The organism is Dethiosulfovibrio peptidovorans DSM 11002 (assembly GCF_000172975.1).
GTDB classification, from domain to species: Bacteria; Synergistota; Synergistia; order Synergistales; family Dethiosulfovibrionaceae; genus Dethiosulfovibrio; species Dethiosulfovibrio peptidovorans.
Window position 1 is genome coordinate 488,288 of sequence record NZ_ABTR02000001.1, and the last position, 15,593, is coordinate 503,880.

Sequence of the window (15,593 nt, forward strand, 5' to 3'; positions counted from 1 at the left end):
CCCTCCCTTGATCGGTCGTTCTATCCTAGCGACGCAAAAGGACGAGCGGGACGAGCAACAACCCCAGAAGAGGCGAGAAGGCCCCTACGGAGCATCCTCCACCGCTGTCGCCTCCGGATGAAGAGGGAGACGGCGTGTCGGGGATATCGGGAGTGGCGTTCCTGCTGGCGTTGTACTTGATATTGACCGTAGCCCTGTATCCATCTATGACGGTGGTTCCCTTGCAGGTCATGGTGGCGGTGTTCTCGTCGAGGATGGTACAGTCCCAGGTGAGCCCACTGTCGGAGAAAACGTAGCGATTGTCGGTGTTATGGTAGCTCATGGGGATGTTCTCGCTGAGGGTGTAGGTGTTGCTGTAGCCGTTGGTGCTGGAGAGCCTCCAGGTGGACCGTTCGGAGAAATTGGTGATCCATTCGTCTCCGGCCTCGCCGGTGGAAATGACCACGGCGGTACCGGTGATGGTGGCGGTGATGGTTTCAGAGGACCCCGCGACGGTTCCGGTGCCCTTGCCGGAGAAATACCAGTTTCCCCGGGCCAGATAGGGCTCCACGGCCCAAGACACCGAGGCGGTCAACACGAAGGCCACGACGGCGACGGCGAAAAGACTGCGCTTATTCACTTGTATCACTCCTTAAGTTATATAGATACGGATCTTTCCTTTTCAAGCTTCCTTCAGTTTGGGTCATCGTTCCATGGAGGGGCTCTGTAGCCGTTCAGGGCGATCACCTCCTATTCGTAATCCCAGTCCTCCCAGAATCCGGCCTCGCTGGGGAGGGGACCCCTGCGGCAAGAGGAGGCAGCACGCAAAGATACAGGTCTAGAACCGGCTACATAGGGACGATCTTCGACCTCGCTCTTTTCGGCGACATAGGGCTTTCCAAAGGCAGCGGCAAGCTCCCTGGAAGAGACGAAAGCCTTGTTGAGAAGACGGACGTCGTTCATCCTGTTATCCAAAGCCTTGTCGAAAGCCTTCATCAGTTTGAGGCAAAGATATCCGGGAACCCAAGGGATCTTCTTGTTCCGGCAGTACATGTAGAGAGACTCCCAGTACTGATCGTCCTTAGCCTTGAAGTAGTCCCTCAGAGAGGCCCGAACGGCGCTCTTTTTCAAAATGGAGCTCCATCTGGTTACGATCATGAGGTGTTCCGCATAGGCGTTTCCCAGGTAGGTGGGCAGCTCGTTCCTCATCTTGGTTATCTCGTCGTGCATGGTGATTCCTCCTTTTTTCGTGGCCTGCCTTATATTTATTCTCTTAGAATCCTTCTTAGACGTAAAAACCGGGGGTCTCTCGAACCTGTCGAGAGACCCCCGGTAGATGTGATAAAAGACGCTACAGAGTTTTCAATTTTTCCGATATGTGCAAAGAAGCGGCCTGAAGTTGTTCTTCTCCCCTGGCTTTAGGAACCGTCAGGATATACTTTATCAACCCCATGTCGTTGCCCCACTCCACCTCAAGCTCCTTTTCGGATCTGTCCTTGACATGGCAGCGATTCATGGTCCAGCCACTTTTTTTATAATAGTGGCTTCGGACTTTCGACACGAAAGGGATCTCCAGCAATTTTTCTCCTATGCCGTGTCTGGCCTCGAAGTGAAGCAGATGCTCCTCCGAGTTGGAGTGCTGGACCTTTTCGGCTTTTTCGTCAGGAGAGACGGGAGGAGGCATAAAATCGACTTCCCTCTCCCAGAAGGCGTTCCGAGCTAGAACACGAAATAACTCCCCTAAGGCGGATATATCGTAAAGACGATCTCCTTTTTCCAGAGGGACATCCTCCAAAAGCATCAAGAAACGCTCTCTGTCGTGCTCGTCGCATATGGGTTCCATCAGTTTATCGAGGTCTCTTTTACGCAGGGGCTCGTTTTCTAGAGATTCCATGCTCTTGTTCAAACGAAGCCAAAGGCCGATGTCCAATCCGACAGGCATAGGAGGGACCAGCATCCCCTTACTGGAGAACTCGAACTTATAGTAGGAAGGTATCCCCACTGCAGAGGCCAGTTCCTGAGCAAGACCGACCTCCACCTTGAATCCCCCGGTGGCGTTTATTATGCACCTGGGGCGTCCCTTCTGTTTCACGTCATCCGCTAGACGCATCACCAAATTTCTGAGTCCTCTGCGCCTGAAAGTATCGGGATGTTTGGGGTTCAGCCCCTCGATTCGGACCAGTTTGACCTTGGATACATCGAATTTTTCCGGAATAACGGTCTCCAACACCTTACCGACCAATATACCATCGTCGGTATCCGATACATACAGGATGACCTCTATAGGATCCAATGTGTCGGGAAGCTCTTCTATCATGCAAGCCAGTCCGTTGATCTCGGCACCGCAGGACTTATCGCTGACATCTAAGGTCCTCAGCCACCGAAGCAAACTGTCCGGAGAAGAGGCAAGCTCTTTTCCTATCGCTCTACCCGCATTCCCGATAAGACTGGTTCCGCAGGTCATCAATATGGTATCCCTCATCGTTTTATCCTCAGGAAGGGAGATCCAAGGGCTTGACGTAAAGCCTGGGAGGCTTGGCCTTTAGGTCGTTTTTGGCGACCTCCACCGTTATATCCTGCCCCATCTCCACTGCCTCCTTCATCGTAGCCTGAAAATCACTGTCTGCCAGGCAGGCCGCCGATTTATCCTCAAATCGGACTACCTCGCCGTCCTCTACCAGGGAGAACTCGAGCCTGTCGGCCTTTTTCTTGTTGGTAGAGGGGATCCTGCGGACCGTTACCGTCTTGCCTTCGGCTAGAGGATCTTCCTTCGGAGGCTCGGGAGGGAGAAGTTCGCCCTCCCAGTTGAGCTTTCCGTAGCCACTGGAGGTCTTTCCTCCTACACCCCACTTGTCCAGCGCCTCTTTAACCAGCTCGGTTGCCAGCCTCAGCCACTCCTGGCCTTCCTCTGACGGATCGTCGCACTCTATGACCACCTGAAAGGAACCGGACACCGACAGGAAGGATACCGGGACAGGAGAATCGAAGTCCGTCGGGGCGGATCCCCCTTTATCTCCGTAGTAATCTTGATGATGAGGGGTCATTATGTCCCTACAGACCTTCCGTCCCAGAGGCTCTATGAGGGCATCGTGAAAGATTATGTGCCCCTGGTCCTCGGTGGTCCCGAATATGACCGAGTGGGCCTCTCCCCCTTCTTTGAAAGAGTCGTCCGCCTCGCCCCAGATCTTGTGACAGTAGTGAGCTGCCACACCTTTGATGGAGCTTCCCGGTATAACCGGCGTGCCGTAGGTGTGGTGAAGGGTGAGCCCCGTCTCGGTGGGGCTGGCTCCTCCTAGCCCGCAGACCAGTCTGTCTTTAACCTTGAACTTGTTTATGGAGACCGTCCCGCCCTCTCCGGCCCAGGACCTCTCCCAGCGGGAGAAGGCGGTTCTGTAGAGGTCCCCCTTGCCTATCGTGTTCGACGCCAGATCGAAGTAAGCATCCCACACCGCAGGATCTCCCTGATCGGAGTTTTTCTGTTCCGGAAGATAACGCTGGAGAAAGAGCCCTCCGTGGGAGATTTTCGACCGGTCAAGTCCGGCGATCGCTTCCCTCATGGCTTTCATGGGATCACTCCTTGTCCTCGATAAGGCCGTCGGCGTACCTCTTGACCCAGCCGGCGGCGTCCATGGCCTCCCGGGATTTTCTCATGTAGTCCCTGAGCTGGCAGGTCCTGACCGATTCCTGAAAGTCCTGGCTATTGCCCTGGTGATCCAGCGTTGCCATCAGGTCCTCCACGACGTCGCCGTGATTTTTCGATATGGCGAAGGCCAGTGCCTGGGCGAGACCACAGCTTTGGATGAGAGCGGGGAAGGATCGAACGAAGCTCTTGTACTCTTTAAGCTTCTTATCCCTATCGGATCCGCCAAATCCGTCGATTCTATCGCTGACAGCCTTAAAGGCCCTCTGGGCGAAGCACTGTTCTCTGGTAACTGTCATGGTCGTCACCTACTCTTCCTGGAAGGACAGGGATACCCTGCCTCTGCCCACTGTGGCCTTTCCTCCGACCTGAAGGCACAGCTTGCCGGAACAGAACCCCTTGACTAGCTCGTCCTCGGAGACTCCCTTTACTGTCACCTTATCGCACCACACCATACCGGCCAGAACAGCCTCTGCGGGAAGGGCCTCCTCGTACCAAAGCCCACCGGTGGCGACCACGCCGTTTTCGGGATCGATGCGGATCCTTGCGTCGACCTGGGTTCCCATCTCCGAAAGGTAGTTGAACACCTCGTCGGACAGGACGACGAACCGTTTGTCAAACTCACCACGCCAACCTTCGTCCTCCGGAAAGACCTGTCCCGCCAGGAACTCCGCCCATTTGCCCACGTAGTCGCAGCCCTCCATGGGGACGTCCAGATCCTGAAGGTAGAGGGTATCGTCGCCGAGAACGGTCTTCTTGGAGGCAAGGGCCTTTTCGCCGGACAGGGAGGGGACTTTCAGATCCTCCAGGCCCGGGACTATTCCGGTCAGATCCCTGATAAGCTGTCTCAAAACCATTGGAGACGTACACCAGGCGAAGGTTCCGTATAGGCTCTGAACCGGCAAACAGACTATTCGGGCGTCGGAGAAGACCAGCGCTCCGGCGTTGGAGCTATCGTCTCCGGCGGTGCCGAAAGCGGCTTTCTTCTTGGCACAATCCTCTCGGCCCTTTCCGGCGGAGGCATCGTGATGATCGGCTATCACACCTTTGAGTGCGCTACCCGGGATGTAGGGCCAGTTTGTTACCTTTTCCCTGGCGATGGGCAGGTCTATATGGCCCACTCCTCTGCCTGAACCTACGTGAAGCGGGGAAAGGGCATGGATCCAGTAACTTTTGGATGTTTTATCTTTCATGGTATGTACGTCCTCCTCGTCTGCTATTTCCACAGGCCCCACAAGGCCAGTCCGTAACCGTCGTTTTTGTACAGCTTTTCATCGCTGACGGGCTCAAGCCAAACTTCCGCAAGTTCCGAGGCATCTTCACTTAAAAGTTCGAGAAAGTAGACGCTTCCAGCCGGGACCATCCTGGATAAAGGCTTGGGACGCTTCGTCTCGTAGGACCATCCGGACAGAGGCTCCCATCTGGACGTAACGGCGGAGATCAGACGAACCTCAACAGAGGTTCCAGGAATTTTTCCCTTTTTATCGTCGTCCAGCCATCCGGGAAGCCATCCTTTTTCGAAGACCGCCGATGTTCCAAGCACCATGCGGATACCGTCTCCGGGCCTAAGGCCCTTCAGGGCATCTAGAATTTCGTCGGGACAGCTCCACAGGGCCTCGTCTTTCGACCGATCCCACCGGGCCAGCCGCCGCTCACCGCCGAGAGGGTGATGTTCGCTCAAATCTCCTATTATTTCTCCGTAGGTCTCACATTTAACCCTAAGGGACATGGACATTCCCGGCTCTCTCATATCAAGTCCCGTGGTGGAAAACAACATACCGTCCTCCGCCGTCCCTTTTTGGGAATCTATGGATACGTGAACACGGTCTTCCTTTCGAGGAAAATCTTTAAACGGGGAGCTCCCTTTTGCCTTGTAATTTTCATCCTTAGGATCAATTTTAGGCATGGAGGCGACATCCTGGGCCAAAAGCCATTTGATCATAAGATCAGAACGCCAAAAAGGTGGGATCTTACCAGGCTTGAACGACTCTTCAGGTTCGGGCTCCATGAAAGGCAGATATTCCTCTTCGCCCAGATCGGTCCCACAAGAGGAACCGCATCTATCCTCCACACGACGAGGCCTCAACATAAACGGACCTTTCTTTTCGGCAGCATTGTCCTTTTGAACGAGAATATCCTTGGGAGCAGGAAAGAAGAGAAAGTCACCGTTAGAAGAGGATTCCAACGGCAAAGGCCCTAAAATAGTCATCGCCTTGAGACCATCGACCATTTTTTTGTCGAAAGACCCTCCAGCCAGCTTACCAATCATGGTTCTGAGAGACCCTGCCACAGTTGATGGTTTAGGCCAGTCCAGCGAGTGCATTCTGTTTCCAAAGGAAAAAGGCCTGCCGTCTCTGGCTATCAGAGGATCCTTAGGGATTATCCGTATCGTAGAAATCATGATCTGTCCTCCTCCTGCCCTGTCCCGAGGTGACGGGCGATGAGAAGCTCGGACACCAGGCTCTCAAGCTTTTCAACGGAGGTCACGCTCTCTATCCTCTTTTCCAGTACTTCGTCCATCGGCTTCAATGTACCGTCGGGGAACCTCTTTTTGCCTAAGACCCTCTTTATGTCCGCGGGGATGGCCTTCTCAAGTATCTTGCTGTCTTTCCAGTTACGGTAGAAATCGACCATGCTCCGAAGTTCGTAGGGGAAACGAGACGAGATCGTCTCGTCTTCGAAAAGCTCGGCCCAACATCGCAGCCTCACATCGACGGGAGAACCACCACGATATTGATCCCACCGTTCCCTAAAAGCGATAGGGGCGTTGCCCCTGGAGCGAACGACCACTGCCAGACCGTTTCTATCTGGCTCCTTGGCCAGAGTCTCAGCCTCGTCGGCGAAGCGAAGCAAATCCTCAAGAGGTTCTAAAAAGTGTCCTACTGCGATGCCGACGGAGAGGGAAGGTGCTCGATCACTGGGAAAATAACCGCGGCTTTTCTCAAAACTCTTCTCGAAAGCCTCCGCCAAGGCCTTAGCACATTCGATACAGCTGTCCAAAGGCAGGAACGCCAGCACATCGTCTCCACCGGCGTAGATACATCTTTTTATAACCCTTTCTTTGTCTTTCTTGTTAAGAATCTTGTGTGCCTCGTTGGCGAATCCGGCCAAATCGGAGGAGAAAACCCTGTGTCCTTCCGGGTCGTTTATGGACGATATGGCAGCACCCATTTTGTCCCCATCGGCTTTTAAGATCGCAAAATACGGATTGGGCTCGCCGATCTTTTTAGCTAGCTTTTCTCGACACTCTTTGATCTCCGAGAGATCTTCTTTCATCTCATCCTGAAGCTCCAGGATTCTGGACGGGAAGGCGGCCTCCCCCTGCAGGAGACCTTTTACCTTACTCAACGCTTCCTCAAATTTGCCGTACTCTTCGGGAGCCAGTCGCTTGGCTTTTTCAATCCATGAAGACGCAGCAAAATCATCGACAGAAAGGAACGTTTTTTTCGAATCATCGATGGGGCTCGCTACCCTTTTTATAAGTCCCAAGGCATCCAGCTGTTCCGATGACTTGAGCCTCAATGTCAGTCGCTTAGAGATATCGGACTTAAGGACCTTCTCCACGAGTTGTCTGTCTTTAAAAACCGACTCGTTTCTGCCGTCTAAAGACGACTTTTCCACCTGTCTCTTATCTGGATCGCCGGGCTGATAAAAATCTCGACAGTTTTTCCTGGCCCCCATTAGGCGGCCCACCTTGTCCCTGGCATCCTTGTAATTCGATTTACCATCATAGGGCACCCAGACGGAGAAGAACTCCAATGCCTGTTCTATCTGATCGTCCCAGAAATCTCTATTGACCAGCTCTCCGTACTCTCCAAGAACCTGGTCGCCGTAGCCCTTCAGGACCGACAGGGCCTTTTCCCTGGCCTGACGGACCACTTCCTTTGGATCTCCATTGGGAAGCTCCGCCAGTATGACGTTGGCAACGTTAGGGTCTCTGCCGTCGGAGACGTTCAGAGAGTCCTTTTGGGGGAAAATGAGAACACCACCGTTCTCTCTGACCGATCGGGCGGTCTCCATACAGATCTCCGAAAGGAGCCGGGATCCGAACCACAGGTCCCTTGTTCTCCTGGCGGCTGCGATAAAGGGCTGGACGGGACCGATGGATATGTTAATCAGATAGCCGCTCATCGGGACACCTCCTGAAAACCTTGAGATTTGGCGTAGGCCATGAAGGCATCAAATACGTTCTTACCTCCCATAGGCTTGCAGTTCATGGCCTTTGTATCCTCCAGAGAAGTCTCCACGCTATCCTTAAACTCCTCACTTCGGCCATGACTTACCCACTTCCCAGACAAATCCAACGCCCTAAGAAAAGGAGGAGGTAATAAAAACAAGCCCGAACGCCATGAACCATCCACAAAAATGGGTCTAGTGATAATGGGGCTGGACATTCTCTCCGCACCCGATGGTTTTATGGTTGTTGGGGAAGGATCCCTATCCGAACGAGCCCGATTTTTATCCCCATCAACGAATTGGAAAATAATAGGCAGGCCGAGATGAGCCCTCGGGAAAGACCTCCGTGCGACATTGGGGACTATCGGCTCGGAGTGTTTTGGGGTAGAGCAACCGGTAATATCTCTTATAGCATCGGCCTCCGGCCAAAAAGTACGACCTGGAACATGAAGCACCTTGCCATTATTTAATACTTTCTCATGAATAGCCCCTCTAAAACCCTGCCTGAAGGATCGATAAACCTCAACTGAATCTCTCCAAGCTGCCATGGCTCCTCCCTTAGGATTTGATATCAACACGCTAGCAAACACGCCATCAGACAAGCAATTTGAGAGATAGTCCTCTCCCAGATCAGTCCCATCGTTATGCAAAGCTCCAAGACCTCTCCTGGTACGGCTACCTATTCCACCAAAGGAAAGCCAGGCTCGCAACGCACACAAGACCTCATCTCTAACAGACACCTTTATCGGAGTAGTTTTCTTTATATCCTGATATCCATCGATATAGTCTGGAGCGGAGACGTTCAAATCGAAAGAAAGCCCTTCAGTAGCAACTTCCTGTCCGTTCTGCTTGGCGGAGAATAAGGCATACTGCTCTGGGCCAAAATTTTTAAACCGATCGACAGCCTTAGTTTCAATTGAAGTGTGTTTTGATACCGATATCCTCACCGGGCTGGCTTTTTCCGTATCCCCCCATATCTGGGACTCCCTGTGGTAAAGCTCCTGGGAGGAGCTGAACTTTCTGCCACAGGTCGCCCTCCACCAGAAACGAAGGTGCCCTCGAATCGCCGTTCCCCGAACAGGGTGTTTCCCGTCTACCTCTCCCGCTTTAACCCCTCCGCCGAACATCGGGGTTACCACCGAGATACGGTATGTCTCCTCGAACGTTCCGTCGCCAAGGTTGCTTTCAGGTTTGGCCGGAGGCTTACTTCCTATAGAGCGCATATAGTCGTCACACTCCTTCCATTTTTACCCACTTTATAAATGTACACCACAACCGTTTTTATTCCAAGGGAAACCTACTTCAATTCAACGCTACAGGAAGCAGAACTCACGAAACCCTCGTGCCGAAACACCATGGTCTTCGACACCGACCCGTCGGGATTACGCCTCTCGTGGCATTCACGCTTAGAAAAGGCGTACAGAGGCACGACATCCCTATCGAGCAGAGCACGCTCCAGACAGGGCATAAGATATGGAGCCCCCCCGATCATGGCAAAACGGACTCCCCTCTTAACCGCCAGATCGGCGATGGCATTCGCACGCATTTCCAAGGTGGATCGATCGGGAACATCAGAGAAGGTCAAGAGCTTCGACACCTCATTCTGATCGTAGAGATCGACGACTCCCGCCAAGACCTGCTCCGGCGTAGCCCTATGCTGGGTCAGATTTAAAACGATCACTCGGCCGCCTCCTTTATATTCAGTACTTCCCATTTAAGCCTTTCCCTATGCCTTCTTACCGTGGACCTGGCCACCTCGAGCTTTATGGCCCTATCCTTGGTTCCCACGGATTCGCCCCGATATTCCAGGTCTCTAAGATAATCCATATGGGTACAGTGATAGTTTTTCCTGTTCGTTCCCAAGAGTTCCGACCGCCTGGAGTCCTCTGTTCGCGCCAGCTCCGACGGAGACATGATGGAAGCTCCTAACACTGCCAGACTGCAATCGTCGCCAGTTCTCTCCCTTATCAATGTAGACAGATTGAGCTCCAACGCCGATGAAACCTGTTTCTCTCCGGCGGAGGCACACCAATCGACCATGGAGGCGCAGGCCCTGGCTGGATGAAAAGCTCCGTTTCTCTTTCTGTAAAGCGAGGCCGCCGGGCCGTCGGACATTAGAACGAATCCCTTGGTTCCCTTGTATACTTTTCCTCTGTAGAGACGCAGGCTTTTAGCCCCGTCTTTTCCCGTCAGAAAAACGGTCTGATTGGCGAACTCGCCTCCTTCAGGAACGCTGAGCATCCTTGCTCCTTTCTTGGACACCTGAACTATGGCGCCATCCCCTACGTGACAGGCCAGATATCTGTCGCCCCTCACTGCCACGGCCAGCAGGGTCGAGGCCATATCGTCCAGCGACAAACCCGCCCTATCTGCCGCCGCCTTCACCGCTCTCAAAAGGTCCTGATAAAGAGCTTCCACCGCCTTATTCTTTTTGAATTTAGACAGTTCGTCGAAACGATCGGTCAAGGATCTTCCCGCCGCCTCCACTGCTGCCTCGGCCCCAATATGAGACAGAGGACGGGATCCGGCCCCGTCGGCCAGTGAGGCGCATATCACCCCCTTCCGCCTGACGAGACCGGTCCTGTCCTGACAGGGCGTTCCGTTTTTGACGTGGTCTCTGCCGATAGCCCTGGCGTGAGCGCCGTTCCAGAGCTTCAGAGTGATCGAATAACCCATGACTACAGCGATGCCCAACCCTCGAGTCCCTTGAGATCCAGTTCGACCTTCTCTCCCGGGATGGACTGAGAGACCTTGGAGACGCTGGAGCTGAGCCAGCGGAAGAATTCCTGGAAGTTGAGGTCCTTCAGCCTCAGGGGATTTCTGGCGGGGGAGAATTCCTTCAAGGTGTCGGTACAGGCGTTATCCCCGATGGCTATGGGAAAAACGGTAAGCTTGCCCTTATCCACCAGTGCGCTGGTTTTGGCCGCGGCGAGCTGCCAATCGTCGTTAGGCTTTCCGTCGGTCATGATGACCATCCAGGGCTGATAGTAGTCCACCCCGAGAGTGCGATAGAGCTCCTTGCGCTTCTCCAGGGACTCGAGGGCGAGGGATACGGCACCTCCCATCCTGGTCTTGCCTATGGCTTTAAGCTCGGGGATATCGCACTTTTCCAGGGGACCGAAGTCCACCTCCTGAGTTACCTCGTTGCTAAAAGAGATGACGCTAACCTCCGCCGAATAACGGGCCACATCGTCGTCCTTAAGGGACTTGAAGAAGAGCTCAACTCCACGGTTAAGCTCCTCTATAGGAGCTCCAAGCATCGATCCGCTGACGTCCAGCACCAGAGAGACCGGCACTCTGGGAGTGGGATTCTCCACCATTTCATTCTGATCCAGTATCATGTTGAGGCTTGCCATGTCGACTCCTCCTTTGAGTTTTTATAGGCTCTCTTGCCTTATATTTATTTTTTTAGAGACATCTCTCAGTGAACACAGGAGGCCTGAACGAAGGATCTGGAGACCTCTCTACAGGTCGGACAGGAGGCCGGGATATGGCCTCTCAAAACGCTGTCGGCCAGGAACTTGGGAGCCTCGTAAAGCTCTCCGCAGGAGACGCATCTAAGCGTCACGGAGGACCTGCAGTCGGGGCAATAGGTGGCCTTGCCACGACTGGTCAGATCCTCCGCGAGAAATAGGGGCATCCCGAAGGTTTTTCCGCAATGATCACACTGAACCATGACTTCCTGGCGGCAGTCATCGCAGTAACAGTCCCTTCCCCTCTCTTTGAGACTTTCCAGGGTTGGAGAGCTTACCTTGAAAGCCTTTCCGCAGAGGGGACAGACGTGATCGACCGGGTCCACTATCTTGGGCGAGGAGGGAAAGAGCTCGTCGGAAAAGTAGCCTTCCTCCAGACCACGACGGTAATCCATGAGCATCTCGAGCCACATAAGGGCAGAGAGGCGGTCTCCCCTGTTGAATACAGCCTCGAAGCCGTCTTTTATCGCCCTTGGAAGGTTGCTGAAGATATTGCGCCAGGGCCCGCGGGGAACGTTTTCGCTTCGTTTTTCTCCAACGGCATAGGGAAAGTTTCCGAGCCTTATGTTTTCGCCGGGATCTCCTCCACCTTGATGGGAATATGGAGGCTTGCCGGGAAGCAGGATCATGAAGATAAGGGTGGCCAGGGCGAATTCCTCATGAGCCTTGGTACGCAGGAAGAACTTGAAGTCCTTGCCCTGTATCTCAGGGGCGGTGAAATTCGCCGTTCCGACCGGGCAGGGATAGTTCTCCAGCTGATAGCTGTCGGTGTCCACGAAGTAGGCTTTTCCCGTCCGGTCCAACATTATGTTCTGAGGATTTATGTCTCCTAAAAGGACGTTTCTACCGTGAAGAGCACAGATCTTTTCCGTCACGTCTATGGCCAGATCGACCAGATTCCGCCTGGTCCATTCGGGAAAGTTTCTCTCGAAAAGGGGTTTGACGAAGAGGGCTTTATGAAGGGATATGCCTTCGGCCCTGTCCATGACGTATCCGACAAATCGACCGCACCCGTCCCTGAGGATGTCTCTGGGCCAGCAGATTCCGGTGGTGGAACATCCGGCATCCACCATTTTCTCCAGCTTAGGCTCCTGATAGGAGTGGAGTTTTTCCGGACGATAGATCTTGCAGACCCGACCGTCGTCGGCAAGCCAGCAGGTGCCCTCTCCTCCGCTGCCCAGGGAGGAGACCATGGTGATGTAATCGGAGCTGGTGTGCAGTACCGTTCCCTCCACGACCGGCTCGGGAAGAGCTTCCAGAGAAACGAACTCTACAGGCGAGGTCCCCATAGGAAATACGGAATCGGCAGAGGGTAGAGCAAAAGAGGGAGCTAGGGCCTCGTGGGAGACGAGCCTTTTTCCGTCGCTGGATATGCCAAAGGCGGCGATATCCCTTTTTCTATCCACCGAACCGATATCCCTGAGAGCTGTCAGATCTCGCCCGAGCTTTTTATCCTGGGTGATAAGACAGAGATCGTAATCGGTCATAAACCTGGTGAAGAGGTTTATGAAGAGTTGATCGGGGAAACGGTCTCCCGCCTCTCCCCTCAAAGAGAGCAACCCCTCTTTCTGGTAGGAACAGAGAATACGGTATCCCTCTCTGGCCAGCTTGCCCCTTCGGGTGTCCTCGTCTTTGAACTTGAGAAGTTCCTGCACCACTCCCCGAGGGACCACGACCTGAGCCCCCTCCTCCGCCAGTATCGGCGCCAAGACATCCATGAAGAAAGTCTGTGCTCTGCGATGCATGATAGCGCAGGTGTCGACGAAGATACGTCCACTGGACGTCATGTATTTCTCCAGCTCCACGGCGATTCCTCCTTTTATTTTTTGAGCGATTGCATCGGTCGCTATATATTTATTTTTTTAGAGACATTGTTGGAATAAAAAACGCTCCCTCGATCAGAAGACCGAGGGAGCGTTGAAAGGTATTATGAAGAGAGTGGCAACGATTTAGTGTCTACAGACAGTGCCTCAGACACAGCATATCAGAACCTTCTTTGATGGCTTTCTGGACGGCTCTGCGCACGATAAACCTCAATTCCCTGAAGTTACCGGGGTATTCCTTTTCGACCAGGTACTTTATGGCATCCAAGGATATCTTGGGAACTCGCTCGTCCGGATTTACATCTTCGTCCTGCAAGATCAGGCTAAGCAACAGTTTACGGTCTCCCTGTCTTTCTCTTATAGGGGGGACCTCCACCACATGGTCGAAACGGTGAAGAAGGTCGGCTCTAAACCCATCGTCTCCAGAGGAGACCCATTCTTTAAGGGGGCGATTCGTTGCCGCCACCAATATCACCGGTACAGGTATGGGCCTGTGATAGCCCACCGGTGTGATCGTTCCACCGTCCATGTAGGTTAGGAGCCTGGTCTGGTGATCCGACCTCATGTCGCCAATTTCGTCCAGAAAGACGACCTTGCCTACATTGGAAGGAAAAAATCCTAAGAGATCCTCTCCCTTTTTCATGCCGGAGTAAGCCCCTTCCACCGCCCCGAAGAGCATGGTGTCCACTAGATCGGAGGGAACGGCGGAGATGTTCATCGATGCAAATCCATCGTCCTGTCCGGGGAACAGGGCTTCGGCAATCCATCGAGCCAACAGACTTTTACCGGTGCCGGTCTCTCCCAAAAGAAGGATCGAGGGTACGCGAGGAAAGTCAGAGCCTTTTTCACTAAGGTAATTGGCTACAATCTCTATTTTTTGACCGTCTCTCTTGACGAACTTTTTTACCTCCTCTCTGTAAATACGGAGGCTGCAAAGGGCTCTCTCGTCCGTGACGGATCTCAGACCGGACTTAAGGTCGTCCATCAGTTCCTGGGTGGAGGGATCGGCACATAGGCTGAAAAAGCTAGGACCGGATCCCTTAGCTATCTTCGCCTTCCAGGCTACGCTTTTATAGAGGACCTCCTCTCCTGATTTTTTCCGTAATTCCGCCCTAAAAAGGGACGTAAGAGTGGATTGAAGCCTGGCCAACTCGTCCAGGTCCCTGTCCTGTTGGTCGGTGAGCCCCAGGTGGCTTTGACGAAAAATACCTACCACGGAGGAATATATGTCACCGTGGAGCTTCTCTACAGAACCGTCCCAGGAGGAGTCCTTCAAGACGACGATCACCGACAGTGTCTTTTCTCTCTTGCCTTTCAGGCCATCCAGAAGTTCGGCGGGGAAACCCATTGCTACGGTGGCCTTTTTCGGATCGTCCACGATCTCGAAATCGACCTCTTTCATCTCTTCTCGACGGGAAACGCTCAGCAAACATCTTTCTTTCCACTCTGCCACCAGAGTCTCCAGCCCTCTTTTTACCGCCTCATCTCCGCACAAAAAGACCTTGAAAAGAGATGCGCTCCTAATTCTCGCCATTTAGCTCTCTCCTCAGACGTTTTTTCCAGGAATCGAAGATCTTGCACCTAAAGTTCTTCAGCTGGTCTTGAGACCTTCCGTAGCCGAAAGGGGCAAAGGGGTTGCCTTCATCCTCGATAAGCTTTGAGTTCAACTTCGCGTGGCTCCATCCTTTTTTAACGAAAGTCACCAGGTCGTTTTTGATCATAGTTTGATACTGTTCGTGCAGCATCCATCCATCGACCGCACCGTCAGGCGTTTTCGTCCACGAGACCGATTGATCCAAAAAAGATCTCTCGTTCGCTCCGTTTTCTTCGCACCATTTGGGAAGCCATTTCCTGCGAAACCAAAGCCAGTCGGCCACTTCCGGTAAGCCTCCGCCTCGGTAAGATCCGAAAAAGGAAGCTACCGTCATTAGACACCTAGTTGATCCGGGAACGAGAATCGTCATTCTATTCCAAGACGGTATAGCGTTGGTTCCCAGCCAGGTCGGGGCGAATATCCCAGATGCGTTCCAAGGGGCAGGTTGTCTTTCTTCGCTCTCCATCCACGGAAAATATCTCCTGTAGTTCTCGGTAGACCACTCTATTAGAAGACGAAGGCTCTCGCCCAGCCCCTCCTTGTACGGATCTCCTCCCCTTCCTGCATGACACCAGACTAGCTTTTCTCCCGTCCAGATCCAGACCGGACGACAATAGGCGTCCAGTTTATTCGAGAGATAGAAGGGGTCTATTTCCTCTTCACAAAAATCTGTAACTTCGTCGTCAGACCGATCGTTCAGATCTACGTCGACATCCTGAAGCTCTTCCTGGTCTCGTTCTTCCCATAACTGCTCTATTAAATCCGACATGTCGTCATCAAGACAGGCAGCCAACTCGGATTTATTGAGGTACTGCCAGGCGCTGGCTCTGTTTTCCGCATTTACGGCAAGCTCTGTTTTCTGAGAGGTTTTAGTCCTCTGCCTGCTCTGTAACCTCATAGCGCCCATT

The 15,593-nt window shown here is 53.2% G+C and carries 15 protein-coding genes; all 15 read right to left on the reverse strand.

Translation table 11 applies throughout. The annotated features are described in order from the left end of the window. Window positions 1–25: 25 nt before the first annotated feature. The gene (locus tag DPEP_RS02550; protein ID WP_005659300.1) at window positions 26–619 is read right to left on the reverse strand and encodes a Synerg-CTERM sorting domain-containing protein; all 594 of its coding nucleotides are present in this window, start codon (window positions 617–619) and stop codon (window positions 26–28) included. Window positions 620–729: 110 nt separating this feature from the next. After that, a complete protein-coding gene (locus DPEP_RS02555; protein WP_005659302.1) occupies window positions 730–1,209 on the reverse strand; it encodes a hypothetical protein in 480 nt (159 codons plus the stop codon). A gap of 121 nt (window positions 1,210–1,330) precedes the next feature. Beyond that, window positions 1,331–2,461 (reverse strand): putative CRISPR-associated protein, encoded by a 1,131-nt coding sequence (locus DPEP_RS02560; RefSeq protein ID WP_005659303.1) that lies wholly within the window; start codon window positions 2,459–2,461, stop codon window positions 1,331–1,333. A 10-nt stretch (window positions 2,462–2,471) separates the two neighbouring features. After that, complete coding sequence (cmr6, locus tag DPEP_RS02565; RefSeq protein WP_005659305.1) at window positions 2,472–3,545, reverse strand: type III-B CRISPR module RAMP protein Cmr6; 1,074 nt, start codon at window positions 3,543–3,545, stop codon at window positions 2,472–2,474. A gap of 4 nt (window positions 3,546–3,549) precedes the next feature. Beyond that, window positions 3,550–3,918, reverse strand: coding sequence for a type III-B CRISPR module-associated protein Cmr5 (locus DPEP_RS02570; protein WP_005659307.1), 369 nt, complete (start codon window positions 3,916–3,918; stop codon window positions 3,550–3,552). A gap of 9 nt (window positions 3,919–3,927) precedes the next feature. Further along, window positions 3,928–4,812, reverse strand: coding sequence for a type III-B CRISPR module RAMP protein Cmr4 (gene cmr4, locus DPEP_RS02575; RefSeq protein ID WP_005659309.1), 885 nt, complete (start codon window positions 4,810–4,812; stop codon window positions 3,928–3,930). A 23-nt stretch (window positions 4,813–4,835) separates the two neighbouring features. Further along, window positions 4,836–6,020, reverse strand: coding sequence for a type III-B CRISPR module-associated protein Cmr3 (gene cmr3 / locus DPEP_RS02580; RefSeq protein ID WP_005659312.1), 1,185 nt, complete (start codon window positions 6,018–6,020; stop codon window positions 4,836–4,838). Continuing rightward, window positions 6,017–7,750 (reverse strand): type III-B CRISPR-associated protein Cas10/Cmr2, encoded by a 1,734-nt coding sequence (gene cas10 / locus DPEP_RS02585; protein WP_005659314.1) that lies wholly within the window; start codon window positions 7,748–7,750, stop codon window positions 6,017–6,019. Before cas10 ends, cmr3 begins: the two co-directional genes overlap by 4 nt. Further along, entirely contained in the window at window positions 7,747–9,018 is a 1,272-nt protein-coding gene (gene cmr1, locus DPEP_RS02590) for a type III-B CRISPR module RAMP protein Cmr1 (RefSeq protein ID WP_005659316.1), read from the reverse strand. The genes cas10 and cmr1 overlap by 4 nt, the downstream gene beginning before the upstream one ends. A gap of 74 nt (window positions 9,019–9,092) precedes the next feature. Continuing rightward, complete coding sequence (locus DPEP_RS02595; protein ID WP_005659318.1) at window positions 9,093–9,476, reverse strand: hypothetical protein; 384 nt, start codon at window positions 9,474–9,476, stop codon at window positions 9,093–9,095. Beyond that, window positions 9,473–10,471, reverse strand: a complete 999-nt coding sequence (locus tag DPEP_RS12610) for a PP2C family serine/threonine-protein phosphatase (RefSeq protein ID WP_198003020.1) — start codon at window positions 10,469–10,471, stop codon at window positions 9,473–9,475. Before DPEP_RS12610 ends, DPEP_RS02595 begins: the two co-directional genes overlap by 4 nt. A 2-nt stretch (window positions 10,472–10,473) precedes the next feature. Next, window positions 10,474–11,151, reverse strand: a complete 678-nt coding sequence (locus DPEP_RS02605) for a vWA domain-containing protein (RefSeq protein ID WP_005659321.1) — start codon at window positions 11,149–11,151, stop codon at window positions 10,474–10,476. 65 nt (window positions 11,152–11,216) lie between these two features. Next, window positions 11,217–13,073, reverse strand: a complete 1,857-nt coding sequence (locus DPEP_RS12615) for a hypothetical protein (RefSeq protein WP_005659323.1) — start codon at window positions 13,071–13,073, stop codon at window positions 11,217–11,219. A gap of 151 nt (window positions 13,074–13,224) precedes the next feature. Continuing rightward, window positions 13,225–14,625 (reverse strand): sigma 54-interacting transcriptional regulator, encoded by a 1,401-nt coding sequence (locus tag DPEP_RS02615; RefSeq protein ID WP_005659325.1) that lies wholly within the window; start codon window positions 14,623–14,625, stop codon window positions 13,225–13,227. Next, a complete protein-coding gene (locus DPEP_RS02620; protein ID WP_005659327.1) occupies window positions 14,612–15,592 on the reverse strand; it encodes a hypothetical protein in 981 nt (326 codons plus the stop codon). Before DPEP_RS02620 ends, DPEP_RS02615 begins: the two co-directional genes overlap by 14 nt. Between the last annotated feature and the right edge of the window lies 1 nt (window position 15,593).